23 protein-coding genes and 1 riboswitch are annotated in these 25,104 nt (G+C 67.1%); of the genes, 21 read left to right on the top strand and 2 right to left on the bottom strand.

Features of this window, described 5'->3' with window-relative positions; translation table 11 throughout:
* The first annotated feature begins 82 nt into the window (after window positions 1-82).
* From OKQ63_RS04890 to metG, 5 genes are all read left to right on the top strand, one after another.
* The gene (locus tag OKQ63_RS04890; protein WP_264212846.1) at window positions 83-778 is read left to right on the top strand and encodes an alpha/beta fold hydrolase; all 696 of its coding nucleotides are present in this window, start codon (window positions 83-85) and stop codon (window positions 776-778) included.
* 172 nt (window positions 779-950) lie between these two features.
* A complete protein-coding gene (locus tag OKQ63_RS04885; protein WP_264212845.1) occupies window positions 951-1,751 on the top strand; it encodes an ImuA family protein in 801 nt (266 codons plus the stop codon).
* 198 nt (window positions 1,752-1,949) lie between these two features.
* Entirely contained in the window at window positions 1,950-2,555 is a 606-nt protein-coding gene (locus OKQ63_RS04880) for a YceI family protein (RefSeq protein ID WP_264212844.1), read from the top strand.
* Window positions 2,556-2,664: 109 nt separating this feature from the next.
* Window positions 2,665-3,888 carry an MFS transporter gene (locus OKQ63_RS04875; RefSeq protein ID WP_264212843.1) on the top strand — a complete coding sequence of 408 codons (1,224 nt, stop codon included), beginning with the start codon at window positions 2,665-2,667 and terminating at the stop codon, window positions 3,886-3,888.
* A gap of 99 nt (window positions 3,889-3,987) precedes the next feature.
* Window positions 3,988-5,706: a methionine--tRNA ligase gene (gene metG / locus OKQ63_RS04870; protein ID WP_264212842.1), complete on the top strand. Its 1,719-nt coding sequence runs from the start codon at window positions 3,988-3,990 to the stop codon at window positions 5,704-5,706.
* A gap of 54 nt (window positions 5,707-5,760) precedes the next feature.
* Here the strand turns inward: metG and OKQ63_RS04865 are convergent, their stop codons facing one another.
* Entirely contained in the window at window positions 5,761-6,657 is an 897-nt protein-coding gene (locus tag OKQ63_RS04865; RefSeq protein ID WP_264212841.1) for an MBL fold metallo-hydrolase, read from the bottom strand.
* Window positions 6,658-6,750: 93 nt separating this feature from the next.
* Here OKQ63_RS04865 and OKQ63_RS04860 point away from each other — a divergent pair, with 93 nt between their 5' ends.
* The 12 genes from OKQ63_RS04860 to glpD all read left to right on the top strand — a co-directional run bounded on the left by OKQ63_RS04860 (window position 6,751) and on the right by glpD (window position 17,990).
* On the top strand, window positions 6,751-7,569 hold the full coding sequence (locus OKQ63_RS04860) for a LysR family transcriptional regulator (protein ID WP_264212840.1): 819 nt from the start codon (window positions 6,751-6,753) through the stop codon (window positions 7,567-7,569).
* A gap of 334 nt (window positions 7,570-7,903) precedes the next feature.
* The gene (gene hemP, locus OKQ63_RS04855; protein ID WP_008554566.1) at window positions 7,904-8,074 is read left to right on the top strand and encodes a hemin uptake protein HemP; all 171 of its coding nucleotides are present in this window, start codon (window positions 7,904-7,906) and stop codon (window positions 8,072-8,074) included.
* Between the two features lie 10 nt (window positions 8,075-8,084).
* On the top strand, window positions 8,085-8,564 hold the full coding sequence (locus OKQ63_RS04850; RefSeq protein WP_264212839.1) for a hypothetical protein: 480 nt from the start codon (window positions 8,085-8,087) through the stop codon (window positions 8,562-8,564).
* Between the two features lie 26 nt (window positions 8,565-8,590).
* The gene (locus OKQ63_RS04845; protein ID WP_264212838.1) at window positions 8,591-9,859 is read left to right on the top strand and encodes an imelysin family protein; all 1,269 of its coding nucleotides are present in this window, start codon (window positions 8,591-8,593) and stop codon (window positions 9,857-9,859) included.
* Window positions 9,860-9,950: 91 nt separating this feature from the next.
* The gene (locus OKQ63_RS04840) at window positions 9,951-10,964 is read left to right on the top strand and encodes a porin (protein ID WP_264212837.1); all 1,014 of its coding nucleotides are present in this window, start codon (window positions 9,951-9,953) and stop codon (window positions 10,962-10,964) included.
* A 208-nt stretch (window positions 10,965-11,172) separates the two neighbouring features.
* On the top strand, window positions 11,173-11,466 hold the full coding sequence (locus tag OKQ63_RS04835) for a (2Fe-2S)-binding protein (protein WP_264212836.1): 294 nt from the start codon (window positions 11,173-11,175) through the stop codon (window positions 11,464-11,466).
* Complete coding sequence (gene bfr, locus OKQ63_RS04830) at window positions 11,414-11,902, top strand: bacterioferritin (protein WP_264212835.1); 489 nt, start codon at window positions 11,414-11,416, stop codon at window positions 11,900-11,902. Before OKQ63_RS04835 ends, bfr begins: the two co-directional genes overlap by 53 nt.
* Window positions 11,859-13,421 carry a di-heme oxidoreductase family protein gene (locus tag OKQ63_RS04825; protein ID WP_264212834.1) on the top strand — a complete coding sequence of 521 codons (1,563 nt, stop codon included), beginning with the start codon at window positions 11,859-11,861 and terminating at the stop codon, window positions 13,419-13,421. The genes bfr and OKQ63_RS04825 overlap by 44 nt, the downstream gene beginning before the upstream one ends.
* Window positions 13,421-14,416 (top strand): imelysin family protein, encoded by a 996-nt coding sequence (locus tag OKQ63_RS04820; RefSeq protein ID WP_264212833.1) that lies wholly within the window; start codon window positions 13,421-13,423, stop codon window positions 14,414-14,416. Before OKQ63_RS04825 ends, OKQ63_RS04820 begins: the two co-directional genes overlap by 1 nt.
* Window positions 14,416-15,495 (top strand): DUF1513 domain-containing protein, encoded by a 1,080-nt coding sequence (locus OKQ63_RS04815; RefSeq protein ID WP_264212832.1) that lies wholly within the window; start codon window positions 14,416-14,418, stop codon window positions 15,493-15,495. The genes OKQ63_RS04820 and OKQ63_RS04815 overlap by 1 nt, the downstream gene beginning before the upstream one ends.
* A gap of 139 nt (window positions 15,496-15,634) precedes the next feature.
* Complete coding sequence (locus tag OKQ63_RS04810) at window positions 15,635-16,420, top strand: DeoR/GlpR family DNA-binding transcription regulator (protein WP_264212831.1); 786 nt, start codon at window positions 15,635-15,637, stop codon at window positions 16,418-16,420.
* The gene (gene glpD, locus OKQ63_RS04805; protein WP_264212830.1) at window positions 16,413-17,990 is read left to right on the top strand and encodes a glycerol-3-phosphate dehydrogenase; all 1,578 of its coding nucleotides are present in this window, start codon (window positions 16,413-16,415) and stop codon (window positions 17,988-17,990) included. Before OKQ63_RS04810 ends, glpD begins: the two co-directional genes overlap by 8 nt.
* 91 nt (window positions 17,991-18,081) lie before the next feature.
* Here glpD and cobO read toward each other — a convergent pair whose 3' ends face one another.
* Window positions 18,082-18,717 (bottom strand): cob(I)yrinic acid a,c-diamide adenosyltransferase, encoded by a 636-nt coding sequence (gene cobO / locus OKQ63_RS04800; RefSeq protein WP_264212829.1) that lies wholly within the window; start codon window positions 18,715-18,717, stop codon window positions 18,082-18,084.
* Window positions 18,718-18,768: 51 nt separating this feature from the next.
* A riboswitch (cobalamin riboswitch) is annotated at window positions 18,769-18,983 on the top strand.
* Window positions 18,984-19,080: 97 nt separating this feature from the next.
* Here cobO and OKQ63_RS04795 point away from each other — a divergent pair.
* The 4 genes from OKQ63_RS04795 (at window position 19,081) to cobG (ending at window position 25,103) form a co-directional block, all read left to right on the top strand.
* Window positions 19,081-19,491, top strand: coding sequence for a DUF1636 domain-containing protein (locus tag OKQ63_RS04795; RefSeq protein WP_264212828.1), 411 nt, complete (start codon window positions 19,081-19,083; stop codon window positions 19,489-19,491).
* A 2-nt stretch (window positions 19,492-19,493) separates the two neighbouring features.
* On the top strand, window positions 19,494-20,528 hold the full coding sequence (cobW, locus tag OKQ63_RS04790; RefSeq protein ID WP_264212827.1) for a cobalamin biosynthesis protein CobW: 1,035 nt from the start codon (window positions 19,494-19,496) through the stop codon (window positions 20,526-20,528).
* Window positions 20,529-20,697: 169 nt separating this feature from the next.
* A complete protein-coding gene (gene cobN / locus OKQ63_RS04785) occupies window positions 20,698-23,943 on the top strand; it encodes a cobaltochelatase subunit CobN (protein ID WP_264212826.1) in 3,246 nt (1,081 codons plus the stop codon).
* Window positions 23,940-25,103 carry a precorrin-3B synthase gene (gene cobG, locus OKQ63_RS04780; protein WP_264212825.1) on the top strand — a complete coding sequence of 388 codons (1,164 nt, stop codon included), beginning with the start codon at window positions 23,940-23,942 and terminating at the stop codon, window positions 25,101-25,103. The genes cobN and cobG overlap by 4 nt, the downstream gene beginning before the upstream one ends.
* The last annotated feature ends 1 nt before the right edge of the window (window position 25,104 follow it).

Raw genomic sequence — 25,104 nt, 5'->3', positions numbered from 1 at the left:
TAGCCTCCGGCGGCACGGCCTCCCGCCGTTCGCGGCTGCCGTGCTCCACGGCGGCCCCGGCGCAGCCGGGGAAATGGCGCCGGTGGCGCAAGAGCTGGCCGCCCGCGGCTATGGCGTGCTGGAACCCTGGCAGTCTGCCGCCTCCGTGGGCGGCCAGATCTGCGAATTGCGGCTGCAGCTGGAGGCGGCCTGCGCCACACCTGCGGTTCTGATCGGCTTTTCCTGGGGCGCCTGGCTGGCCTGCCTGCTGGCAGCCCGGCATCCGGGCTTGGTATCCAAGCTGGTGCTGGCGGGCTGCCCGCCGTTCGAGGCCGGGTTTGCCGCGCAGATCGCAGCGGCCCGGCAGGCCCGGCTGCTGCCCGAGGAATGGCAGGAGCTGACCGCGCTGCTCTGCGGCGGCGGCATGGACACAGCGGCCGGACTGGCGCGCGCGCTGCAGCTTTTGGACAAGGCGGAGGCTTATGCGCTGCTGCCGGACCTTCCGCGTCCGCCCCTCTGCTTTGACCGCGGGATTTTCGGAAGCGTCTGGGCCGAGGCTGCAGAGCTGCGCCGCTCCGGCACGCTGCTGCGTGAGGCGGCGAGGATCCGCTGCCCGGTGCTGGCGCTTCATGGCGATCACGATCCGCACCCGGCTGCCGGCGTTGAACAGCCCCTGCGGAAGATCCTGCCGGATTTGCGCTTCCGCCTGCTGCAGCGCTGCGGCCACAAACCCTGGATCGAGACACATGCCAGAGCGGATTTCTTCCAGGCGCTGGAAGACGCGCTTGCCCCGGCCTGACTGCTTCTGAACCGGCCTGCCGCAAGCGCTGCCGCGCCGCGCATCGCGCGGCGCCCGGCCCAACCGGAAAGGCGCCTCCCGCGGAGGCGCGGACCCGGGCGGGAGTGCGCCTGCGCTCCCCGTGCTGCAGCCCGCAATTGAGAACAAAAAGGGAACTCGATATATTCCCCCCATGCCGACTCACCTGCTCACCCGCTGCCGCCACAGGCCCCGTCCCGCGCTGTCCCTGATGGACGGGATTGCCCTGGAACAGGGCCGCACGCATGAGGCCTGCGGTCCGGCCCGGCACAGCTTTGCGCTTTGGCTGGCCGCTGCCGCCCAGGACCCCAGGCCGGGGCCGGTGCTGTGGCTGTCCCCGGCCCGGGGCGGCCGCCAGCCGAACCCGGACGGGCTGGCAGGCGAGGCAAGCCCCATTCGTTTCCTGTTTGTGCGCGCCGCCCGGACGGAGGATCAGCTCTGGGCGATGGAGGAAGCCCTGCGCAGCGGCGCAGCGGCGCTGGTGGTGGCGGAACTGTCCGAACCGCCCGCCATGACTCCGGTGCGGCGGCTGCATCTGGCGGCGGAGGCAGGCGGCCGCTTCGGCCCGGCGCCGCTGGGGCTGCTGCTGACCCCCGGCCAGGGCGGCGCCCAAGGCGTCGAAAGCCGCTGGCACCTGGCCCCGGCCCATGCCTTCCCTGTCCATGCCTTCCCGGCGCAGGGGCTGCGAACCGGTGACGGCGCCACCGCCCCGCGGAGCTGCTGGACCTTGCAGCGCCTGCGCGCCCGCACCCTGCCCCCCCGCAGCTGGCAGGTCACACAAGCCGCCGCCGGCAGCCCGCTCCGGGCGGCCCCGCCCTGCCCTGCCGCCCGCGATCCAGCCCCGCCCTGCCCTGCCGCCCGCGATCCAGCCCCGCCCGCCCAAGGCCTGCCCCGCAGCCTTGCCGGAGCCCTCCCGCGCCCGCAGGAGGCCCTGGCTGCGCCAGCGCCGCCTTAGCGGCCTTGGGCCCGGCACCGGGCTTTGCCCGGTGCCGGGCCCAACAGGCGCAGGCTTTTGCCAAGAAGCCGGAGCCTGGCGGGAGCCCGCCGCCGCTTCACGGGCGCACGCGGAAAAGTGAGCAGCCCGCAGCAGACATACCGGATAAGCTCGGGCTGCAGCACAGAAAACGGATTGGTGCAGAATGGCAAAACCCGCATGAGCCCCCCACGGATTGAGCGCCGGACCCTGCTTGCCTGCCTCAGCGCCGCGCTGCTGGCGCCGCACCGGCTGCTGGCCGCACCCCTGCCGTACCGCCTTGTTCCGGAGGCCACCGAAGTGCGCTTCACCTTCCTGCTCAGCGGCCAGCCGCAGCATGGCCGGGTCCCGGTCCGCGCGGCCCGCATCCGGATCGACCCCCAAAATCTTTCCCGCAGCCAGGCCGACATCACCCTCGACGCACGCCGCGTCCGCACCGGGCTGATCTTTGCCACCGAAGCGCTGAAAAGCCCCGGCATGCTCGACACCGCCCGGTTTCCGGAGATCCGCTTCCGCTCCACCCAGGTCCGCCTGGGACCAGACGGGCGGCTCTCCGGCGGCGCGCAGATCCGCGGCGGCCTCACCCTGCGCGGCACCACCCGGCCGCTCACCCTGCAGGCCGCGCTCTACCGCCTGCCCGGCACCGCGCCGGACGAGCTGCGCGAACTGGACGTGCACCTTTCCGGCCGGCTCAGCCGCGCGGCTTTCGGCGCCACCGGATACCCGGAGCTGGTGGCCGACCGGGTGAACCTCGAAATCAAGGCCCGCATCCGCCGGACCGGCTGAGCCGCCGCCCCGTGCCCGGTGCGCAAAAGCACCGCCGCGCAAAAATACGACACCGGAATGGCGGAAACCGGCTGGCAATGGTGCCCCAGCCTGTCATGGTCGGGCCGTTATGCGCCTGATCATCTCCTTTGCCGCCCTGTTTCTTTCCGTCATCCTGCTGCAGCTGTCGACCGGAGGCGTCGGCCCGCTCGATGCCATCTCAGGCCTGACTCTGAACTTCACCAAAGAGCAGATCGGCCTCCTCGGTTCGGCCCATTTCTTCGGCTTCTTCATCGGCTGCTGGTGGGCGCCGCGGCTGATGGGCAATGTCGGCCATTCCCGCGCCTTTGCCGTCTGCACCGCGCTTGGCGCCATGGGGCTGCTGGGCCATACCCTGACTGAAAGCCCCTACGCCTGGGCGGCGATGCGGATCGCCTCCGGCCTGTGCGTGGCCGGCGCCTACACGGTGATCGAGGCCTGGCTCAACGCCAAGGTCACCAACGAAAACCGCGGCCGTGCCATGGGCACCTACCGGATTGCCGACATGAGCGCCTCGCTGGCGGCACAGCTGATCATCGCGGTGCTGCCGCCTGCGGCCTATGTCTCCTACAACCTGCTGGCGGTGCTGTGCTGCGCCGCGCTGCTGCCGCTGACCCTGACCAAGGCCAGCCAGCCCGAAACCCCCGACGCCCCGCGCCTGCGCCCCAAACTGGCCTGGCGCTGCTCGCCGCTGGCGGTGGCCGGGGTGATTGTTGCCGCGCTCAGTTCCGCCTCCTTCCGGATGGTCGGCCCGGTCTACGGACAGGAAGTCGGCCTCGCCATCGATCAGATCGCCTTTTTCCTCGCGTCCTTCGTGCTGGGCGGGGCGCTGGCGCAATACCCGATGGGCTGGCTGGCCGACAAATACGACCGCCGCTGGGTGCTGATCTGGCTGTCGGGCGTCGCCATCCTCAGCTGCGCCATCACCATGGCCGCCAGCGGCAGCGGCACCCTCGGCGTGATGCTGGCGGCCGGTTTTTTCGGCTTCACCACTTTTCCGATCTTCTCGGTCTCCGCCGCCCACGCCAACGACTTTGCCACTTCCGCCGAGCGGGTCGAACTGTCGGCGGCGCTGATGTTCTGGTATGCGCTCGGCGCCATCGCCTCGCCTTACGTCTCCTCGGCGCTGATCGACACCTTCGGGCCGCCTGCGCTGTTTGCCTATGTCGCCTGCGGCCATGTGCTGCTGATCATCTTCGGCCTCAGCCGGATGCGTGCCCGGCCGGTGCCGGAAGAGCGCACCCATTACGTCTACGCGCCGCGCACCTCCTTCACCATCGGCCGCCTTGTCAAACGCTCCCGCGAACGGCGCTAGGGAAGCCGCCCGCAATTTTCACCGAAATACGCACGCGGGGTTTCCGCCGCCTGCGCCATGCGGTAGACGGGCCTTTGACGCATTACCTGGATGGATGGCATGGCACGCATTCTGATCACTTCCGCGATCCCCTACATCAACGGGATCAAGCATCTGGGCAACCTGGTCGGCTCGCAGCTGCCGGCCGACCTCTACGCCCGGTTCCAGCGCGGACGCGGCAACGAGGTGATGTTCCTCTGCGCCACCGACGAGCACGGCACCCCCGCCGAACTGGCCGCCGCCAAGGCGGACAAGCCGGTGGCGGAATACTGCGCTGAAATGCATGGCATCCAGTCGGAAATCGCCAAAGGCTTTGCCCTGTCCTTCGACCATTTCGGCCGCTCCTCCAGCCCGCAGAACCATGCGCTGACCCAGCATTTCGCAGGCAAGCTGGCCGAGGCCGGACTGATCCGCGAAGTGACCGAGAAGCAGGTCTATTCCAACGCCGACGGCCGCTTCCTGCCCGACCGCTACATCGAGGGCACCTGCCCCAACTGCGGCTATGAGCGCGCCCGCGGCGACCAGTGCGAGGAATGCACCAAGCAGCTGGACCCCACAGACCTGATCAACCCGCGCTCCGCCGTGTCCGGCTCCACCGACCTGGAAGTGCGCGAGACCAAGCACCTCTATCTGTGCCAGTCGCAGCTGAAGGACCAGCTGGACGCCTGGATCGACTCCAAGAAGGACTGGCCGATCCTGACCACCTCGATTGCCAAGAAATGGCTGCATGACGGCGACGGGCTGCAGGACCGCGGCATCACCCGCGATCTGGACTGGGGCGTGCCGGTCCGGAAGGGCGATGAAGACTGGCCCGGCATGGAAGGCAAGGTCTTCTACGTCTGGTTCGACGCGCCGATCGAATACATTGCAGCCTCCCGCGAATGGGCCGATGCAAACGGCAGACCTGACGCCGACTGGCAGCGCTGGTGGCGCACCGACAAAGGCGCGGAAGACGTCAAATACGTCCAGTTCATGGGCAAGGACAACGTTCCCTTCCACACCCTGTCGTTCCCGGCCACCATCCTCGGCTCGGGCGAGCCGTGGAAGATGGTCGACCACCTGAAATCCTTCAACTACCTGAATTACGACGGCGGCCAGTTCTCCACCAGCCAGGGCCGCGGCGTGTTCATGGATCAGGCGCTGGAGATCCTTCCGGCTGACTACTGGCGCTGGTGGCTGCTGAGCCACGCCCCGGAAAGCAGTGATTCCGAATTCACCTGGGAGAACTTCCAGCAGTCGGTGAACAAGGACCTGGCCGACGTGCTGGGCAACTTCGTTTCCCGCATCACCAAATTCTGCCGCTCCAAGTTCGGCGAGCAGGTTCCCGCTGGCGGCGAATACGGGCCGCAGGAGCAGGCACTGATTGACGAGCTGACCACCCGCATCCGGGCCTACGAGGGCCACATGGAGGCGATGGAGGTGCGCAAGTCGGCGCAGGAACTGCGGGCGGTCTGGGTTGCCGGCAACGAATACCTGCAATCCGCCGCCCCCTGGTCGGTGTTCAAGGAAGACCCCGTGCGCGCCGCCGCGCAGGTGCGCCTCGGCCTGAACCTGATCCGGCTGTACGCAGTGCTCTCCGCCCCCTTTATCCCGCAGGCATCGGACACGCTGATGGCGGCGCTGAACTCGGACGACCGCAGCTGGCCGGAGGATGTGGCGGCAGCCCTCTCCGCCCTGCCCGCGGGGCACGGTTTCACCGTGCCGGAGGTGCTGTTTGCCAAGATCACCGACGAGCAGCGCGAGGAATGGCAGGGCCGCTTCTCCGGCACCCGCGACTGAGCTGCCTTGCCCGGCAGTAGCAAAGGCCGCTCCTGAAGAGCGGCCTTTTCCTTGTCAAAGCGCGATCCGCGCCCCTTCCGCGGGCAGCAGCAATTGCCAGTCTGGCGCAGTTGCCGCATGGCTGGCGCGCAGGCCCTCCGGCCCCTCCCGGTACAGCGCATAGGTCGAGTGATGCACCGGCAGCACCGCTTTGGGGGCCAGCCGTGCGGCAAACTCCGCCGCCTGGGCGCAGGTCATGGAGATCTGCCCCAGCGAACCGCCGCCGCCAACCGCGCCAATATGCGGAATGAACAGATCCGGTGCCTCCAGCCCGGCCAGCGCAGCAGAGACCGGCTCCGCATCAAAGCTGTCGCCCGCCCAATAGATGCGCTGATGCTGCCCGCCGGCTTTCACCTCGATCAGATAACCGTTGCCCATGCCCAGCACCGCAGAGACCTGCGGATTCAGCGAATGCACGGCTGGCACGGCGGTGACCGTCACCCGGCCTAGCGGCCCGTCGAAACGGCGGACGCCGCCATGTGACAGCGCCTGAGCGGCAAAGCCCCGGTCCGCCAGCGCTGCGGTGTCATGCTCCGGCGCCAGCAGCGGCGTCCGCCGGTCCAGCCAGGCCTGCGCCGCCTGGTCAAAGTGATCCTCATGCGCGTGGCTCAGCAGCACCAGATCATACCGCGCATGCGCCAGCCCCGGGAAGGGTGTCAGCCGCGCGTGCGGCTTGATGGCCGGGCCCTTGGCCATATCGAACATCTCGTTCGGGTCCCCCATCACAAAGGCTTCCGCCCCCTCTCCCAGGCAGGGATCGGCAAGGATCCGCAGCCCTGCCGCCTCGATTTCAAGGGTCGCTCCGCCCAGCCACCGCACCTGCGCACCGGTCTCATTGCTGCGGGCAACCGCCGGGCACAGCCCCGCCGCCAGCCCGGCGCTGCCGAGCTTCAGAAATTCACGTCGTTTCATCCGCACCTCCATTGTGGTGCCGAAACCCTAGCCACTCGACACCGGGCATATTATCCGCATTATTTCGAACGTACTAAACGGGAATTACGTTTAATGAGCAGCCTTCAAACCATCGAGACCTTTGCCGAAGTGGCCGGCCAGCTCAGCTTTGCCAAGGCAGCGCGGCGGCTGGGGCTGCCGCCCTCCACGGTCACCAGCCGGGTGCGCGCGCTGGAAGACAGCCTGGGGGTGCGGCTGCTGGAGCGCACCACGCGCCGGGTTGCGCTGACGCCCGAAGGGGCTCTGTTTCTGGAACGGTGCCGCGCCGGGCTGGAGGAGATCGAGGCCGCCCGCGCCCTGGTGTCCGCCGCAGGCAGCGCTGAGGGAACGGTCCGCCTGTCGGTCCCTTCAGCCTTTCCTGCGGCGCGGCTTGCCGCGCTGTGCCGCCGGTTTCTGGAGCTCCATCCGCAGGTGTCTCTGGACGTGACCGTCAGTGACGAACCTGCCGATTTCCTCCGCGATGCGGTAGATGCCGCCTTGCGCGGCAACCGCCCCGGCGGCAGCGGCGTGATTGCCCGGCTCTTGTCCAGGACACCGGTTGTCCTGGCCGCCCCGCCCGGCCGGGCCGGGGATCACAGCCTGCCCATTCTGGGACCTCTGGCCCGCCATTTGTCCAGCTCGCCGCAGCCCGGCCGCGTTTACTGCCACTCCCTTGAGCTGGCGCATGAACTGGTCCTGGCGGGCATCGCCCGCGCCTGTCTGCCGGAACCCCTCTGCGCCGCCAGCCTGACCCGCGGCGCCCTGCAGCTGGGACCGCTGCCGGACGGCGTGCCTGACAGCCTTGCCCTCTATCTGGTGTATCAGGACCGCCGTCACCTGCCGCAGCGGGTCCGGCTGTTCTTGGACTTCCTGATCGGCGAGTTGTCGGAGTGATCCCCTGCAACCCCAGACCATAAACTGGCCCCTGCTAGGCGGAAAATCAATTCCGACTAAAAAACTCGGATTGACATACCCGAGCAATTAATTCAGGAATACGGCATTCCAGCCAGCCTGACTCGGATCGGGCGAGCCCGAGTGACGTTTAATCAACCGAGATCGCCCCCATGCCGAACGGAGACAGCCGCCCCCGCGGCCCTCAAGTCAAGGAGCTGGACCCGGAGGACATGCGCCAGTTGTGGCCGCAGGTCTTTGCACCGTCCGGCGCTCTGTCCGGTTTTTGTCTGGAATGGCTTCTGGACAGGGCGGAATTCAGCAATGGGCGAAAGACATGAACCAGATTGCCTCCAAGCCGGTCCCGACCACCGCAACCACCGAAGTTTTCCCCACCTACCACGCCGAGGATTTGACCCGCGGCGGCGTGCAGGCCCGCATCCTGCTCAACGGCCAGATCTATTCGCTGCGCATCACCCGCGCGGGCAAGCTGATCCTGACCAAGTGAGCAGACCGGCATGAACCTTGCGCAGACCCCTCCCCGCGGCGGCGTGACCGTCGGCACCCTGTCCGACCTGCCGCCGCTGGAAGCGGGCGCCGTGATCTACCTGCGCCACTGGTTTTCCGGCGCCGGGACCCGCGAGCAGATGCGCCGCGACTTCGAGGTGAATTTCGGCCCGGAGGTGGCCGAAGCCGCGTTCGAGGCCTTTGGCCGCCTTTGCAACTTCTGCGCCACCCACGGCCGCCGACCGCTGGTGCGCCACGGCATGACCTGCAAGTGCCTGGGCGCGGATGAAAACTGTTTTGCCAATCTGCTGGCCTGTGCGGCCGCAGGCCAGCAGGACGACGCGCATATCCTCGCCTCGCTGATCGTCACCCCGCGCAACGCGCAGGAGCTGGCCCGGCTGGCCTCCGGTTGCGGTCTGCTGATGCAGCAGATCATGGGCGTTCAGCCGCCGCCGCAACCGGTCCGGCCCGCCGCCGCCACTCTTCACTGAGTTTACACGAACCAAGGACGCACATAATGAAAACCCTGTTTCTCGCAGGCACGGCCCTGGCCGGACTGACCTTTGGCACCACTGCCGCGCTTGCCGCCGACAAGGCCGCGGTGCTGACCACCTACGCCAATATCGCCGAAGCCAAATACCAGGACAGCCTTGCCACCGCGCAGGTGCTGAAGGCCGCCGTTGACGAACTGGTTGCCCGCCCCTCCGCCGAAAACCTGGAAGCCGCCCGCGCTGCCTGGATCGCCGCCCGGGTGCCCTATCAGCAGTCCGAGGTCTTCCGCTTCGGCAACGCCATCGTCGACGACTGGGAAGGCAAGGTGAACGCCTGGCCGCTGGACGAGGGCCTGATCGACTATGTCGACGCCTCCTATGGCGGCCCGACCGAGGAAAACACCCTGGCGGCGCTGAACGTGATCGCCAACCCCAGCTTTGAGCTGTCGGGCAAGGCGGTCGACGCCGCCAAGATCACGCCGGAGCTGCTGCAAGGCGCCCTGCATGAGGCCGACGGCATTGAAGCCAACGTCGCCACCGGCTACCACGCCATCGAATTCCTGCTGTGGGGCCAGGACCTGAAGGGCACCGAACATGGCGCCGGCGACCGCCCCTGGACCGACTACGCTGAAGGCGGCGCCTGCACCGGCGGCAATTGCGGCCGCCGCGGCGAATACCTGCAGGCGGCCACCGAGCTGCTGATCTCCGACCTGGAGTGGATCACCGCCCAGTGGAGCGCCGGGGGGGAAGCCCGCACCGCGCTGCTGGCCGATGAAAACGCCGGCATTACCGCGATGCTGACCGGCATGGGCTCGCTGTCCTACGGCGAACAGGCCGGTGAGCGGATGCGCCTGGGACTGATGCTGAACGACCCTGAGGAAGAGCACGATTGCTTCTCCGACAACACCCACAACAGCCATTACTATGACGGCCTCGGCGTGCAGAACGTCTATCTGGGTGAATATGTCCGGGTGAACGGGGAACTGGTTTCCGGCCCGTCCCTGTCGGACCTGGTGGCGGCCAAGGACTCCGGCCTGGACGCCGAAATGCGCGGCAAGCTGTCCGACACCATGCTCGCACTTGGCCGCATCAAGACCGCGGCCGAAGCCGGCTTTTCCTACGACCAGATGCTGGCCCAGGGCAGCACAGCCGGCGAAGCGCTGGTGATGGGCGGCGTCAACGGGCTGATCGAGCAGACCCGCTCGATCGAGCGTGTCGTGGCCACGCTGAAACTGGACGGTGTTGCCATCGAGGGCTCTGACAGCCTTGACAACCCCTCGGCAGTCTTTGAATAAGACTTCGCTACGTAATAACATAACAAAACCAAAATGACGGGGCCCGGCTGCCATTAGCGGCCAGGCCCTTCAGCAGAAAGAAGAATTCCCCATGAAAATCAAAACTTCCGCGGCGCTGGCCCTCAGCGCCCCCGTCTTCCTGTGCGCAAACGCCGCCCTGGCCCAGGGATTCAGCTGGGAAGGCGAGATCGAGCTTGCCAATGAAAGCGTGCTGTCCTCCGATGACGCCGCTGCCGAGATCCGCGACACCTTTGCCGTGATCACCGCCTCCGGCGCCTATAGCTTTGGCAACGGCGCGGGACTCTTTGCCACCGTCACCGCCGAGTCTCTGACCGACGCCACCGATGACCGCACCTTTGACGATATGGGCGTCTATATCGAAGAGCTCGGCGTCTCCTTCGGCATCGGCGGGTCCACAACCGTTTCAGTGGGCAAACTGCATCCTGTCTTCGGCACCGCCTGGGACGACGCGGCCGGCTACTTCGGCAGCTCCATTGCCGAGAATTACGAACTGGCCGAGCAGATCGGGATCCTGGCAGACGTCGAGCTGGCCGGCGCGGGCACCCTGTCGTTCGGCGTGTTCTACGCCGATGATTCCGGCCTCAGCCGCTCCATCGGCTATGACCGCGGCCGCACCACCACCGCCGATGGCGGCGCAGGCAATACCGGCGAGCTGGACAATTTCGCCATCCAATGGGCGCAGGAAACCGGCAGCACCCGCTTTCACATAGGCGCCCGCCACCTGAGTGCGGGCACCGGCGATGCGGATGACGAGCAGGGCTTTGTTGCAGGCTTCGCCCATTCCTTCGATGGCGGTTTCGATCTTTACGGCGAAGCGGCCTCCTTCTCCAACGCCGGGGGCAGCGCCGATGACGCGCTTTATGCCACTCTGACCGGCGCCTACGCCATCGGCAGCGTGACCCTGTCCGGCGGCCTGGTCCACCGCGATCTCGACACCTCCGGCGAGACCGACCTGATCACCATCGGTGCCGATTACGAATTCGCAAACGGCGCCACCGTCAGCGGCGGCCTGGCCCGCACCGACGAGGCCGGCATCAAAAGCACCGTTCTCGGCGTGAACCTGGTCCTGCCGCTGGGCACCTGAGTCTTCCCTCGGTGAGGTTGGGCATCCCCCGAACAGCACCCACTCGGGGCCGCGCTTTGCGGCCCCCTTTTTCAGGCGAGTTGCCGCCTCACGCCACATTCCCAAGCATTTTACTCTGGATACCCCTTGAATCCCCAGCAAATCTGTCAGATATATTTCCCAACGGAATCACTTGGCCATTCAGGCCGCCGGGCAAGGACGCAGCTGCATGATCGTTTGCCACTGCACGAATATTTCGGATCACGACATCCGCGCAGCCATCGACTGGATGCGAAATGCCGACCCTGAAACGATAATCACCCCTGGCAAGATCTATCACGCCCTGGGGAAAACCGCTGATTGCGGCGGCTGCATGCCGCTTTTCCTCGACACGATGCGTTCCAGCAGTAATCTGGAAGTACCTGCGCAGCTTACGAATTTACGCGCAGCATCAATTGGGGAGAAAAGCAATGAAGGGCGACGCCAAGGTCATCGACTATCTCAACAAAGCGCTGCGCCATGAGCTGACCGCGGTCAGCCAGTACTGGCTGCACTACCGGCTGCAGGACGATTGGGGCCTGGGCAGCATGGCCAAGAAAAGCCGCGAGGAAAGCATCGAGGAGATGCAGCACGCGGACAAATTGATTGAAAGGATATTGTTCCTCGGCGGCCACCCCAACCTGCAGAAACTGGACCCGCTGCGGATCGGACAGACGCCGAAAGAAACCCTCGAATGCGACCTTGCCGCCGAAGTGGACGCCCGCGCGCTCTACAAGGAAGCCCGCGAAGCCTGCAACAAGGCAGGCGATTACGTTTCGCAAAAGCTGTTTGAAGAGCTGATGGCGGATGAAGAAGGCCATATCGATTTCCTCGAAACGCAGCTTGAACTGCATGACCGGATCGGTGCCGAAAACTATGCCCAGCTCAACGCCACCAAGATGGAAGAGGTGGAAGACTGAACTCACGCTGGCTGCCGCGTTTGCGGCGGCCACCCCGCTTGCGGCGCTGGATCTGGCCAGCCGGTACCAGGCAGAGCCGCACCTCTCCCCCCTCCCCCGCACCAGTGCCGAACGCGCCCGCATCGCGGCCGTGACAGCCCCCGCCACCGATTTCGCCATGCCGGAACGGTTCGAGGATCTGCCCGCCGGCGCCGCCACCGTGCGCGCCCGGACGGATGACGAGGCATTTTCCCAGCATTCCGCCAACCTCAGTTTCGAGCAGGAGCTGGAATTCAAGCTGGGCAACGGGCTGTTCAAGAAGATCTGGGTGTTTTCGCCCGCCTCCACCAAGGCGTCCGACGGGCTCGGACCGCTGTATAACGCCCGCTCCTGCCAGCGCTGCCACCTGAAGGACGGCCGCGGCCATGTGCCGGGGCAGCCGGACTATGCCTCAGCCTCCATGTTCCTGCGCGTGTCCACCCCCGGCCCGGTGCCGCCGGAGCTGCAGGAAATCAGCGACTATATCGGCACGGCACCCGATCCGAATTACGGCACCCAGCTGCAGGATTTCTCTACCCCCGGCATTGCCCCGGAATACAAGCTGCAGGTCGGGTACGAGGAATTCGAGGTCGCCCTGAGCGGCGGCGAAACCGCCACTCTGCGCCGTCCCCGCTACACCGCTGCCAACCTGGGCTACGGACCGCTGGCCGAGGGCGCCATGCTCTCCCCCCGCGTGGCCCCGCCGATGATCGGCCTCGGCCTGCTGGAGGCAATCCCCGCCGCCGATATCCTCGCCCATGCGGATGAGGACGATGCGGACAGCGACGGCATTTCCGGCCGCGCCAACCTGGTCTGGTCGCAGGAGTTCAACCGCATCATGCTGGGCCGCTTCGGGCTCAAGGCCGGCGCGCCGACCGTGCATCAGCAATCCGCAGGCGCATTCTCCGGCGACATCGGCATCTCCACTCCGCTGCTGCCGGCGCACGCGGGCGAATGCACAGACCTGCAAACCGCCTGCCAATCCGCCCCGCACGGCGGCGGTGATTCCCGTGAAACCGAGATCGACCAGCCCAACATGGATCTGGTCACCTTCTACAGCCGCAATCTGGGTGTACCCGCCCGCCGCAACACCGCCGGCCCGCAAGTCCTGCACGGCAAGCAGGTGTTCTACGATGCGGGCTGCGCGTCCTGCCACGTGCCGAAATACGTGACCCACCGGCTGGCCGACCGCCCGGAGCAGAGCTTCCAGCTGATCTGGCCCTACACCGATCTCCTGCTGCACGACATGGGCGAGGGCCTGGCTGATAACCGCCCCGAAGCCCGTGCCACCGGCCGCGAATGGCGCACCGCGCCGCTATGGGGGATCGGTCTGACACAGCAGGTGTCGCCACGGGCCACCTTCCTGCACGATGGCCGTGCCCGCAGCCTGCTGGAGGCGATCTTGTGGCACGGCGGCGAGGCGGAAGCTGCCAAGAGCCGCGTCGCGGACCTCCCTCCCGAGGACCGCGCCGCCCTGATCACTTTTCTGGAGAGCCTCTGATGCGCGCCCTTGCCCTTTGCCTGGCCCTTGCCGCTGCGCCTGCAGGAGCGTCCGAGCTTTCGGCACGGATCACCGATCAGCAGATCCTGCCGGCCTTTCAGGACCTGGCCAGGGAGACCAAGGCGCTGTCTCAGGCCGCCCAGGCCGGCTGCTCCCCCACGTCCGAACCGCTGCGCACCGCCTACGGCGACGCCTTCGACTCCTGGATCGCTGCCAGCCACTACCGTTTCGGGCCGACGGAAACCGACAGCCGTGCCTTTGCGCTGGCCTTCTGGCCCGACACCCGCGGCAAAACCCCCAAGGCGCTTGGCAACCTGATCCGCAAGGAAGACCCCGGCATCTCGGACCCGGCGCAATTCGCCGGCTACTCGATCGCCGCACGCGGTTTCTACGCGCTGGAGTACCTGCTTTACGATCCGCAGCTTTCTGCTGCAGGCAGCGCGGACTACCGCTGCACCCTGACCCGCGCGATCAGCACTGATATCGCGGCCACAGCAGCGGCCATCAGCCAGGACTGGACAGAAGACTACGCCGCCGAAATGCGCAGCCCTGCCAGCCGCTATCAAAGCGAGGGCGAAATCGCCCAGGAACTGCTCAAGGCCCTCACTACGGGCCTGCAGGTGCTGGACGACGTCCGCCTCGGCCGCCCGCTGGGCACCTTCGACACGCCGCGGCCCAACCGTGCCGAGGCCCGCCGCTCCGGCCGCAGCCTTCATCACGTGCTGGTCTCGCTGCAGGCGCTCGAGCGGCTGGCGCTGGCTCTGGCGCAGGAGGACGCCGATCTCGCAGCTGACCTCTCGCATGGGTTCGAAAAGGCCCGCACCCGCGCGGAGGCGCTGGACGACCCCGTCCTTGCCGGCGTCGCAGAGCCGGCCTCCCGCATCCGCATTGAAGCGCTGCGCCAGGATGTCAGGGACCTGCGCGCACTGATCTCCGAACGGCTCGGCCCGGCACTTGGCGTCGCCGCGGGTTTCAACGCTCTGGACGGGGACTGATGACCTGCCGCCGCGGATTTCTGGCAGGCCTGCTGGCCAGCTCTCTTGCCCCGCATGCCACCTGGGCCAGCGCAGGCAGCCCGTCCTTTCTGTCGGCAGGCAGGGACCGCAGCGGAAGCTTTATCCTTGCCGGCCTCTCGGACACAGGCGGAATCCTGTTCCTCCACCCGCTGCCCGGCCGCGGCCATGCGGCAGCCGCGCACCCGGTCCGGCCCGAAGCCGTCGCCTTTGCCCGCCGCCCGGGCCGCTTTGCCGATGTGATCGACTGCCGCACAGGAGCTGCCATCGCCCGGCTGCAGCCCCCGGCGGGCCATCACTTCTATGGCCACGGCACATTCTCTTCCGACGGCAGATGCCTTTTCACCACCGAAAATGACTTCGAAGGCGCCCGTGGCGTGATCGGCGTCTGGGACGCGGCAGGCGGCTACAAGCGCATCGCGTCTTTCCCGTCGGGCGGCATCGGCCCGCACGACATGATGCTGCGCCGCGATGCGCCGGGGCTGGTCATCGCCAACGGCGGGATCGAGACCCACCCCGACAGCGGCCGTGCCAAGCTGAACCTGCCGGACATGCGCCCGAACCTCAGCTACCTGAGCGTTGACGGCACCCTGCAGGAGCAGGTGGAGCTGCCCCCGGAACTGCACCTGAACTCGATCCGGCACCTTGCCATGCGCGATGACGGCACCGTCGGGTTTGCCATGCAATGGCAAGGCGATCTGGGCGAACAGGTCCCCACTGCCGGCCTGCACCGCCCCGGTAGCGCCCCGCGCCTGCTGGCGGAAGACGACGCGCGGGTGCTGAACATGCAGGGCTACGGCGGCTCCATCGCGTTTTCCGCCGATGGCTCGCAGATCGGCGTCACCTCCCCGCGCGGCGGGGTGCTGCAAGTGATGGACACGGTGTCCGGCGCGCTGCTGCAGGAGCACCATATGACTGATGTCTGCGGCCTCTCCGCCTCCGCCGGCGGCTTCACTGCCAGCACTGGCAACGGCCAGTTTTTCGCAATCTCGGACAAGGGCAATCAGCCGCTGCTCCGCGCAGGCCCCGCCTGGGACAACCACCTGATCCCGCTCACCTGAGCCCTGCCGGATAGTGTCGTCCAAGGCGCGCCTCGAAGGGCGCGCCTTTTTCGTTTTAAGTGCTGACGAAACAGTTACGAAAACATATCGTGACTCTCCGCGCGCATTACGCTATTGAATCGCACCGAAAGGAAAGCAAATGGATGCCTCCAGCCGTCAGAACGAAATTGTCTCGCTGCTGAACCGGCAGGACCGGGTCGAGGTCGAGGATCTCTCCCGCCGCTTTGGCGTGTCCTTGCAGACGGTGCGGGCGGACCTGCGGGACCTGTCGGCGCGCGGCGCGCTGTCCCGCGTGCATGGCGGCGCGGTCCGGCTCAGCTCCGCGGCCAGCCAGGATTACGCCGACCGGCGCAAGCTGAACGCAAGCGGCAAACAGATGATGGCCGCCGCGGCCGCCGAGCTGATCCCCGACAACTGCTCGCTCACCCTCAATATCGGCACTTCCACCGAACAAGTGGCGCGGGCACTCTCCGGCCACCGCGGGCTGACGGTTCTGTCCAACAACATCAACATTATCAGCATGATGATGGGCGGCCAGGCCAAGGAGCTGATCCTGGCCGGCGGCACCGTGCGGCAAAGCGACGGCGCCATTGTGGGCGAGGACGCGGTGGAGTTCATCTCCCGCTACAAGGTCGATTTTGCGGTCATCGGCGCCTCTGCGCTGGATGCCGACGGTGCGGTGATGGACCACGACGCCCGCGAAGTCTCGGTCGCCCGCGCGATCCTGAAGAACGCCCGGCAAAAAGTGCTCGTCTGCGACGGCAGCAAGTTCTCCCGCTCCGCCCCGGTGCGCATCTGTGACGTGGCAGAACTGGACGTGGTGATCACCGACCGCCCGGTGCCGGACGAATTCGCCGAGGCAGCGCAGGCCGCCGGCACCCGGATTCTAACCGCCGCGCAAAACGAAAGCAGCGAAAATGACTGACACGCCCGTTACGGATCTTTTCATCATCGGCGGCGGCATCAACGGCTGCGGCATCGCCCGCGACGCCGCCGGCCGCGGCCTTTCGGTGATGCTGGCCGAGATGAACGATCTCGCCTCCGCCACCTCCTCCGCCTCGACCAAACTGTTCCACGGGGGGCTGCGCTATCTGGAATATTTCGAATTCCGGCTGGTCCGCGAGGCGCTGATCGAGCGCGAGGTGCTCTTGAAGGCAATGCCGCACATCTCCTGGCCGATGCGCTTTGTGCTGCCGTTTCACACGGACATGCGGTTTGACAGCGAAACGCCGACGTCGAAACTCCTGACAACCTTCATGCCCTGGATGAAGGGCCGCCGCCCGGCCTGGCTGATCCGTCTGGGGCTGTTTCTGTATGATTCCCTTGGCAAACGCGGCATCCTGCCCGGCACCGCCAAGCTGGACCTGGCAGCCGATCCGGCAGGCAGACCGCTGAAAGACAAGTTCAAAACCGCATTTGAGTACTCTGACTGCTGGATCGAGGACGCCCGCCTGGTGATGCTGAACGCCCGCGACGCGCAGGCCCGCGGCGCCGAAATCCTGACCCGGACCGAGGTGCTGTCAGCGGAGCGCCATGCAGGCCACTGGGTGATCCGCACCAGGGACCACGCCAGCGGCGAGGAGCAGGAACACCGCGCGAAGATGCTGGTCAACGCGGGTGGTCCCTGGGTGGCCGACGTGCTGCATCAGAAGCTGGGCCAGAACAGCCGCGAAAACGTGCGCCTGGTGCGCGGCAGCCATATCGTGGTGCCGAAACTTTTCGACCACGGCCGCTGCTATTTCTTCCAGGGAACGGACGGGCGGATCATCTTTGCCATTCCCTATGAGCAGGATTTCACCCTGATCGGCACCACTGACGCCGACCACCCGGATCCGGAGACAAGACCGCAGTGCACCGAGTCCGAGCAGGATTATCTGATTGATTTTGCATCGCAATATTTCGAGAAGCCATTGAGCCGCGAAGATATCGTATGGACCTATTCCGGCGTCCGCCCTCTGTATGACGACGGTGCCAGCTCCGCCACCGCGGCCACCCGGGAATACGTGCTGACGCTGGATCAGGCGCAGGCGCCTTTGCTCAACGTCTTTGGCGGCAAGATCACCACCTACCGCAAACTGGCCGAGGCGGCACTGGCCAAGATTGGCGAGGTATTCCCGCAGCTGCCCGGCGACTGGACCGCAGGCGTCGCCCTGCCCGGCGGCGATTTCGCGGTGGCGGATGTGGAAACGTTGAAGACCAGACTGGCTGCGGACTACCCGTTCCTGACGCCCTATTGGGCGGGCCGGATGATCCGCGCCTATGGCACCGAGGCCTGGGAGGTGCTGGGCGATGCCAAAACCGCCGCTGATCTGGGGCAGGACTTTGGCGCGACCATCACCGCGCAGGAGCTTGACTGGGCCATTGCCCGCGAATGGGTGCGCGCGGGCGATGACTACCTGTGGCGGCGCACCAAGCTGGGCCTGCGACTGGATGAGGCCCAGCGCGCAGCGGTGGATGCCTACATTCAAGGCAAGGCCGCACAGCTCGCCGCATAAATGATGAGCTGCCCGGCGGCACCGCCGGGCGGCGCCTGCCTGCCCCCGGCAGGCGCTTTTGCGCCTACCCAGGCAGGCTTCGCCCTCAGCTTTAAAACTCGACGCCCTTCTGCGCCTTTACTCCGGCGCGGAACGGATGCTTGATCTGGCCCATCTCTGTCACCAGATCGGCGATCTCGATCAGCTCTTCCTTGGCGTTGCGGCCGGTCAGCACCACATGGGTCATCGGCGGCTTCTGCTCCACCAGGAACTCCAGCACCTCCTCGAGATCCAGATACTCATAGCGCAGCGCGATGTTGATCTCGTCCAGCAGCACCATGGTGTTGCGCTCGTCCAGGATCATCTCCTTGGCCTTTTCCCAGCCTTTCTGGGCGGCGGCAATGTCACGCGCCTTGTCCTGCGTCTCCCAGGTAAAGCCTTCGCCCATCGCATAGAACTGGCACAGATCGCTGAAGTTCTCCTCGATCAGCGTGCGCTCGCCGGTCTGCCAGGCGCCCTTGATGAACTGCACCACGGCGGACGGCATCCCGTGCGCGATGCAGCGCATGATCATGCCGAACCCGGACGAGGATTTCCCCTTGCCCGGCCCGGTGTGGACGATGATCAGGCCCTTCTCGCCTTCCTTCGTCTTCATCATCCGGTCGCGGGCGGCTTTCTTCTTGGCCATCTTCGACGCGTGGCGGGCGGCTTCCGCTTCCGAAATGCCGGTTTCGGGCTTTTCGCTCATAAGGGCTCTCCAGCTGTTTGACCCCATGTCTTGACAAAGAAGGGCACGATAGCGCAAGGGGGTTTCGCTGGTTCCTGCAAATGCAGGCGAAGAGGGAATGTGAAGGCCCCCATATCCGATGGGTGCTCAAGCACAGCCGCCCCCGCGACCGTGACCGGATGAGGCCGCCATGCCACTGGGAGAGACCCCGGGAAGGCAGGATGGCCGGCAAGGCGCTGGCCTTGGCATCCGCAAGCCGGGAGACCTGCCAGCGTGTGAGAGATCAACGGGCGGGCGGGGTGTTCCGCGACCGGTTGAGGGGCTGGCACGCTGCCGCCCCTTTTCGGCCATCCCGCACGCCCTGCCGCGACAGGAGACGCGCCGATGGCTGACGATCAGGCGGTTACCCCCGCCAGCACCCCGGGACCGGTCACGCTGACCGTATGCCTCACCTGCCGCCGCGACGGCGCCGATCCCGAGGCTGCCCGTCCGGGCGCTGTCCTGCACGCCGCGCTGGAAGAGGCCGGAATGCCCGCAGGCGTCGCCTTGCGCGGTGTTGAATGCCTGTCCTCCTGCAAACGCGGCTGTGCCGTTGCACTGGTCGGCGGCGCGGAGCGCTGGACTTATGTCTACGGCGACCTCGACCCGGACCAGCATGTTCCCGAAATCCTGGAAGGCGCTGCAGCCTATGCCGCCACCGCCGACGGCCTCGTGCCCTGGCGCGAGCGGCCGCAGACCTTCCGCAAGCAATCCGTTGCCCGCATCCCGCCGGCCAAGTTCTTCTCCGAGGAGTAATCATGAGCGACCTCAACAAGATCCCCGTCACCGTCATCACCGGCTTCCTTGGCGCAGGGAAAACCACGCTGATCCGCCACCTGATGCAGAATCCCCAGGGCAAGCGCCTGGCGGTGGTGGTGAACGAGTTCGGCACTGCCGGAGTCGACGGCGACATCCTTAAATCCTGTGCCGACGACAACTGCCCGGCGGAGAACATCATGGAGCTGGCCAACGGCTGCATCTGCTGCACAGTGGCGGATGACTTCATCCCCACCATCGAGCAATTGATGGCGCTGCCGGAAAAGCCCGATCACATCGTGATCGAAACCTCCGGCCTGGCCCTGCCCAAGCCGCTGCTCAAGGCCTTTGACTGGCCCGCGATCCGCTCCCGCATCACCGTCGACGGCGTGATCGCGCTGGCGGACGCTGAAGCGGTCGCCAAGGGCCAGTTTGCCCCCGATCTCGACGCCGTGCAGGCCCAGCGCGAAGCGGATGACAGCATCGACCACGAAACCCCGCTCAGCGAGGTATTCGAGGACCAGATCTCCTGCGCCGACATCGTGCTGCTGTCCAAGGCCGACCTGGCCGGCGACGAAGGCGTCGAGAAGGCCCGCGCCGTGATCGAAGCCGAGGCGCCGCGCAAGCTGCCGATCCTGCCGATGAGCGAAGGCGTCATCGACCCGCGCATCATCCTGGGCCTCGGCGCGGCGGCTGAGGACGATCTCGACGCCCGCCCCAGCCACCACGACGGCCACCACGACCACGAGCATGACGATTTTGAAAGCATCGTTGTCGAATTGGGCGAAGTCTCCGACCCGGAAGCGCTGCAGAATGCCATCGTGAAACTCGCCCGCGAACGCAATATCCTGCGCGTCAAAGGCTATGTCGCGGTGGAAGGAAAGCCGATGCGGATGCTGGTTCAGGCCGTGGGCGAGCGTTTGCGCGCCCAGTACGACCAGCCCTGGGGCGCGCAGCCGCGCAAGACCGCCCTGGTGGTCATCGCCGAGCATGACAACATCGACGAACAGGCCATCCGCGCCGAGCTGGGGGCGTAAGCAGATGCGCCAAAGCGAAACTTCAAACGTTTCGCCCGGCGGCAACGCCGGGCAGCGCCCGACCTCCCCGTTTTGCCAGGGGCAAACCTTTGGTTTGACGGGAGGGCGCTTCGCTTCCTCCCGAGGCCGGGCGCTGCCCTCTGCTCTTCTTTCCGAAAGGGCCTGACCCATGCACGTCGTCTTCCGCGAAAGCCACGGCCTTGACGAGACCGACACCCCGCAGGACCTCGGGCAGACGCCTGCGGACCTTGTGGTGCTGTCCTTCTCCGACAGCGACCTCGGCGCCTTCGCGGCGGGCTGGCACCGCGCGGACGGCAAGCTGCCCTCCCTGCGCCTCGCCAATCTGGTGGCGCTGAAGCACCCGCTGTCGGTCGACGTCTACGCGGAACAGACGCTGGAGGGCGCCAAGGGCATCCTCGTCCGCCTGATCGGCGGTGAAAGCTATTGGTCCTACGGCCTGGCCACCCTGCAGGATCTGGCCCGCCGCAAGGGCATTGCACTGGCCATCCTCCCCGCCGACGGGCGCGAGGACGCGCGGCTTGATGAGCTGTCCACCCTGCCCGTTTCCACCCTGCGCCGGCTGCAGGCGCTCTGCGATGCAGGCGGTGCGGTTGCGGCGCAGGCTGCACTGGCGCAGCTGTCGCTGGCAGCCGGCCTTTACGCAGGCCCGGTGCTTGGCCTCAAGTCCATGCCCGAGCATGGCTTCTACGACCCATCCAAGGGCGTTCTGGCAGACCTGTCCGCACAGGACAAACCGCTGGTGCTGGTGAGTTTCTACCGCTCCTACCTCACAGCTGCCGATACCGCCCCGGTCGATGCCCTGATCGCGGAACTGCGGGGCCGCGGCTACGCGGCTTACGGCGTTTTTGCCGCCAGTCTCAAGACGCCCGCCGCCGCAGACTGGCTGCGCGCAAAGCTCCCGGAACTGGCCCCGGCCGCCATCGTCAACGCCACCGCGTTTTCAGCGCAGGGCACCGACGGCAGCACCTCGCCGCTCTCCGCCACCGGCTGTCCGGTCTTTCAGATCGCCCTCTCCACCGCCCGCAAGAAGGACTGGGCCGAGGCCGGCCGCGGCCTCTCTCCGGCTGATCTGGCCATGCATGTGGTTCTGCCCGAGGTCGACGGCCGCATCTTTGCAGGCGTCGTCAGCTTCAAATCGCCGGGCAGGAAAGACCCGGACCTGCAATACTCCCGCTTCGCCCACCGCGCCGATGCGGACCGCATCAAGGCTGCAGTCGACCGCGTCGAGGGCTGGCTGCGTCTGGCAAGACTGCCGAATGCGGATAAGCGCCTCGCCCTGATCCTGTCGACCTATCCAGGCCGCGACCACAACCTCGCGCATGCCGTGGGGCTGGACGCGCTGGCCTCCTGCGACGAGATCCTGCGCGCGCTGGCGGCACAGGGCTACGCTGTAGGCGCACTCGAAAACACCGGGCTGCGGCTGATGGAGGAGACGCTGAGCGTCCCCCTTTCTGACTACAAGGCTGCGCTCGCCGCCCTGCCGCAAGACCTTCAGGGCATGCTGGCCGAAGCCTGGGGCAGCCCGGAAGAAGACGCGGACTGCCGCGATGGCGCCTTTCATTTCAAGGCCCTGCGCGCAGGCAACGCATTGGTCGCGCTGCAGCCAGAGCGCGGCGAGGTGAAAACCCGCGTCGATGACTACCACGACCTCGACCGCACCCCGCGCCACGCCTATGCGGCCTTTTACCTGTGGCTGCGCTCCCAGGCAGACGCCCTCGTCCACATCGGCGCCCACGGCACGCTGGAATGGCTGCCGGGCAAAGCGGTGGCGCTGTCGGGGCAATGCTGGCCCGAGGTGCTGACCGGGCCGCTGCCCGTTGCCTACCCCTTCATCGTCAACGACCCGGGCGAGGCCGCCCAGGCCAAGCGCCGCATCGGCGCCGTCACCCTCGGCCACCTGCCGCCCCCCCTGGCGCAGACCAGCCTGCCTGAGGGCATGGCGCGTCTTGAAAGCCTGCTCGACGAATACTCTACCGCCGACGGCCTTGATCCGGCCCGCCGCGACCGCCTGATCGGCGATATCCGCGCCGAGGCGCAGGGCACCGGCGTCGAGGCCGACCTCGGCCTCACTCCCGATGCCTCCCCTGCCGAGGCGATCACCCGCATCGACGCCTTTGTCTGTGACATCAAGGAAAGCCAGTACGGCGAGGGCCTGCACATCTTCGGCACCGGCCAGTGCGGGGCGGAGGAACGCGCCGGGCTGATTGCGGCCTTAGACGGCAAGATCGTCCCCCCCGGCCCCTCCGGCTCGCCGTTCCGCGGCCGCTCGGACGTGATCCCAACGGGGCGCAACCTCTTTACCACCGACCCGCGGGCGGTGCCGTCGCGGGCGGCGCATGCGCAAGGGGTCAAACTGGCAGAAGAGCTGCTGCGCCGCCACCTTCAGGACCACGGCGACTGGCCCAAGGGGCTGGTGATCGACCTCTGGGGCTCCGCCACCATGCGCACGGCGGGCGAGGAATTTGCGATGGCGCTGCACCTTGCCGGGCTGGCGCCCAAGTGGGACGAAGGCTCCGAACGCGTCTCCGGCTTCGAGGTGCTGCCGCTCTCGATGCTGAACCGCCCGCGCATTGACGTGACCCTGCGGGTGTCCGGCCTGTTCCGCGACGTCTTCCCCGGCCTCGCCCAGATGTTCGAAACCGCCGCTGCCGCCCTCGCCCGGCGCGAGGAGGCCCCGGCGGACAACCCCTACCTCACCGAGACCCCGCGCGTGTTCGGCCCCAAGCCGGGCCAGTACGGCCTGTCGATGAACCCGCATCTGGACGACTACACCGACGAGGCCCGCGCCGCGGCAGGGGAAGCCTGGCTCAATGCCTCTTCGCACGCGATCGACGCCAAGGGAGCAATCAGCGATGCGCGCGAGGCGCTGGAAACCCGGCTGCAAGGCGCTGACAGCTTCGTGCACCTGCAGGATCTGCCGGAAACCGACCTGCTGGTCGCCTCGGACTACGCCGCGCATGAGGCCGGCTTTGCCGCCGCCATGGCCCGCATCGGCCAGGCTGCGCCCGCGCTCTATCACCTCGACGCCACCCGTCCGGACAAGCCGCAGGCGCGTTCGCTGGGCGAGGAAATCGCCCGCGTCACCCGCGCCCGCGCCGCCAACCCGGCCTGGGCCACCTCGATGATGAACCACGGCTTCCGAGGTGCTGCCGAGATCGCCGCCACCCTCGACCACATGGCCGCCTTTGCGCATCTGGCGCAGGTGGTGCAGCCGCATCTGTTCGACCTCTACTTCGAGGCCACTTTGGGCCGCGGCGATCTGGTCGACTTCATGGAGCGCGAAAACCCGGCGGCGCTGCAAGCGATGCGCGACCGCTTCCGGGCGCTGTTTGATGCGGGCCTCTGGAGCACCCGGCGCAATTCGATCATGGCCGATCTGGAGGGCGCCGCATGAGTGGCGCCGCTGAACCCAAGGTCTACGGCTGGTGCCCCGGCGCCCTGCGCCCGATGATGTCCGGCGACGGACTGGTTGTGCGGATTCGTGCGCCGCTTGGTAAATTGTCGGTTAACCAAGCGCGCGGTGTGGCAAGGCTTTCGCAGGAATTCGGTAACGGCCTCCTCGACATCTCCGCCCGTGCAAACCTGCAAATGCGCGGTATCCGCGAGGACGCCCATGAGGAATTGATCGCAGGGCTGCGCGATCTCGGCCTGATCGACCCGGATGCAAATGCCGAAGCCCGGCGCAACGTGCTCCTCGCCCCCTTCTGGACCGGGCATGATGACACCCGCGCCGTGGCCACGGAGCTCAGCGCCGCATTGACCGCGGACACCGGCCTGTCCCTGCCGGGAAAATTCGGACTCGCCGTGGACTGCGGTGAAACACCCGTGCTGCAGGACACCTCCGCCGATATCCGCATCGAACGCACAGGCGGAACCCTGATCCTGCGCGCCGACGGTGCGGAAACAGGCAAGCCCGTCACACGTGAATCCGCCGCCGGCGAAGCCCTCGCACTGGCCCGCTGGTTCCTTGACCAGGGCGGCGCGCCCGAAGGCCGTGGCAGGATGCACCGTCTCATCGCGCGCCGCGGCCCGCCGGCGGCGCATGCCGCACCGGTGGCAAAGGCCAGCTTCCGCGCAAAACCGGGCGCTGTTGCCGCTGGAACACTCGCCGCTTTGGAGTTCGGCCAGATGCCCGCGGCCACGCTCGAACAGCTGGCGGACCACGGCGGCATCCGGCTCACCCCGTGGCGGATGCTGCTGGTGGAAGGCGCCGGAACCCTCCCGGCCCTGCCCGGCCTGATCCTTGACGCCACGGATCCGCGCCTGCAAGTGGTCGCCTGCACCGGAGCCCCCGGCTGCCTGCAGGCGCTGTCCGCCACCCGCGACCTCGCCCGCGAACTCGCGCCGCATGTCCCGGCAGGCACCAAGCTGCACCTGTCCGGCTGCGCCAAGGGCTGCGCCTGCCCCGGCCCCGCCCCGCTCACCCTGACCGCCACCGGCACAGACGACTTCTCCCTGATCCGCAATGGCACAGCCGCGGATCAGCCGCTAAAGACCCACCTGAGCGCCGCTGACCTGCGCGCCGCTCCCGAACTTCTGACAGAGGGCAGCTGAC

Source organism: Leisingera thetidis (assembly GCF_025857195.1).
Taxonomy (GTDB): Bacteria; Pseudomonadota; Alphaproteobacteria; order Rhodobacterales; family Rhodobacteraceae; genus Leisingera; species Leisingera thetidis.
This window is presented reverse-complemented; position numbering and strand designations above follow the sequence as displayed.

What these genes read in the sequence shown, in the direction of transcription:
- OKQ63_RS04810 (WP_264212831.1), top strand. Translation starts at nt 15,635, where the DNA reads ATGGATGCCTCCAGCCGTCAGAACGAAATTGTCTCGCTGCTGAACCGG.
- OKQ63_RS04835 (WP_264212836.1), top strand. Translation starts at nt 11,173, where the DNA reads ATGATCGTTTGCCACTGCACGAATATTTCGGATCACGACATCCGCGCA.
- cobO (WP_264212829.1), bottom strand. Translation starts at nt 18,717, where the DNA reads ATGAGCGAAAAGCCCGAAACCGGCATTTCGGAAGCGGAAGCCGCCCGC.
- OKQ63_RS04850 (WP_264212839.1), top strand. Translation starts at nt 8,085, where the DNA reads ATGAACCTTGCGCAGACCCCTCCCCGCGGCGGCGTGACCGTCGGCACC.
- OKQ63_RS04865 (WP_264212841.1), bottom strand. Translation starts at nt 6,657, where the DNA reads ATGAAACGACGTGAATTTCTGAAGCTCGGCAGCGCCGGGCTGGCGGCG.
- cobN (WP_264212826.1), top strand. Translation starts at nt 20,698, where the DNA reads ATGCACGTCGTCTTCCGCGAAAGCCACGGCCTTGACGAGACCGACACC.
- OKQ63_RS04815 (WP_264212832.1), top strand. Translation starts at nt 14,416, where the DNA reads ATGACCTGCCGCCGCGGATTTCTGGCAGGCCTGCTGGCCAGCTCTCTT.
- OKQ63_RS04840 (WP_264212837.1), top strand. Translation starts at nt 9,951, where the DNA reads ATGAAAATCAAAACTTCCGCGGCGCTGGCCCTCAGCGCCCCCGTCTTC.
- OKQ63_RS04845 (WP_264212838.1), top strand. Translation starts at nt 8,591, where the DNA reads ATGAAAACCCTGTTTCTCGCAGGCACGGCCCTGGCCGGACTGACCTTT.
- OKQ63_RS04880 (WP_264212844.1), top strand. Translation starts at nt 1,950, where the DNA reads ATGAGCCCCCCACGGATTGAGCGCCGGACCCTGCTTGCCTGCCTCAGC.
- OKQ63_RS04875 (WP_264212843.1), top strand. Translation starts at nt 2,665, where the DNA reads ATGCGCCTGATCATCTCCTTTGCCGCCCTGTTTCTTTCCGTCATCCTG.
- OKQ63_RS04860 (WP_264212840.1), top strand. Translation starts at nt 6,751, where the DNA reads ATGAGCAGCCTTCAAACCATCGAGACCTTTGCCGAAGTGGCCGGCCAG.
- OKQ63_RS04885 (WP_264212845.1), top strand. Translation starts at nt 951, where the DNA reads ATGCCGACTCACCTGCTCACCCGCTGCCGCCACAGGCCCCGTCCCGCG.
- OKQ63_RS04825 (WP_264212834.1), top strand. Translation starts at nt 11,859, where the DNA reads ATGCCCAGCTCAACGCCACCAAGATGGAAGAGGTGGAAGACTGAACTC.
- OKQ63_RS04795 (WP_264212828.1), top strand. Translation starts at nt 19,081, where the DNA reads ATGGCTGACGATCAGGCGGTTACCCCCGCCAGCACCCCGGGACCGGTC.
- cobW (WP_264212827.1), top strand. Translation starts at nt 19,494, where the DNA reads ATGAGCGACCTCAACAAGATCCCCGTCACCGTCATCACCGGCTTCCTT.
- hemP (WP_008554566.1), top strand. Translation starts at nt 7,904, where the DNA reads ATGAACCAGATTGCCTCCAAGCCGGTCCCGACCACCGCAACCACCGAA.
- metG (WP_264212842.1), top strand. Translation starts at nt 3,988, where the DNA reads ATGGCACGCATTCTGATCACTTCCGCGATCCCCTACATCAACGGGATC.
- cobG (WP_264212825.1), top strand. Translation starts at nt 23,940, where the DNA reads ATGAGTGGCGCCGCTGAACCCAAGGTCTACGGCTGGTGCCCCGGCGCC.
- OKQ63_RS04820 (WP_264212833.1), top strand. Translation starts at nt 13,421, where the DNA reads ATGCGCGCCCTTGCCCTTTGCCTGGCCCTTGCCGCTGCGCCTGCAGGA.
- glpD (WP_264212830.1), top strand. Translation starts at nt 16,413, where the DNA reads ATGACTGACACGCCCGTTACGGATCTTTTCATCATCGGCGGCGGCATC.
- bfr (WP_264212835.1), top strand. Translation starts at nt 11,414, where the DNA reads ATGAAGGGCGACGCCAAGGTCATCGACTATCTCAACAAAGCGCTGCGC.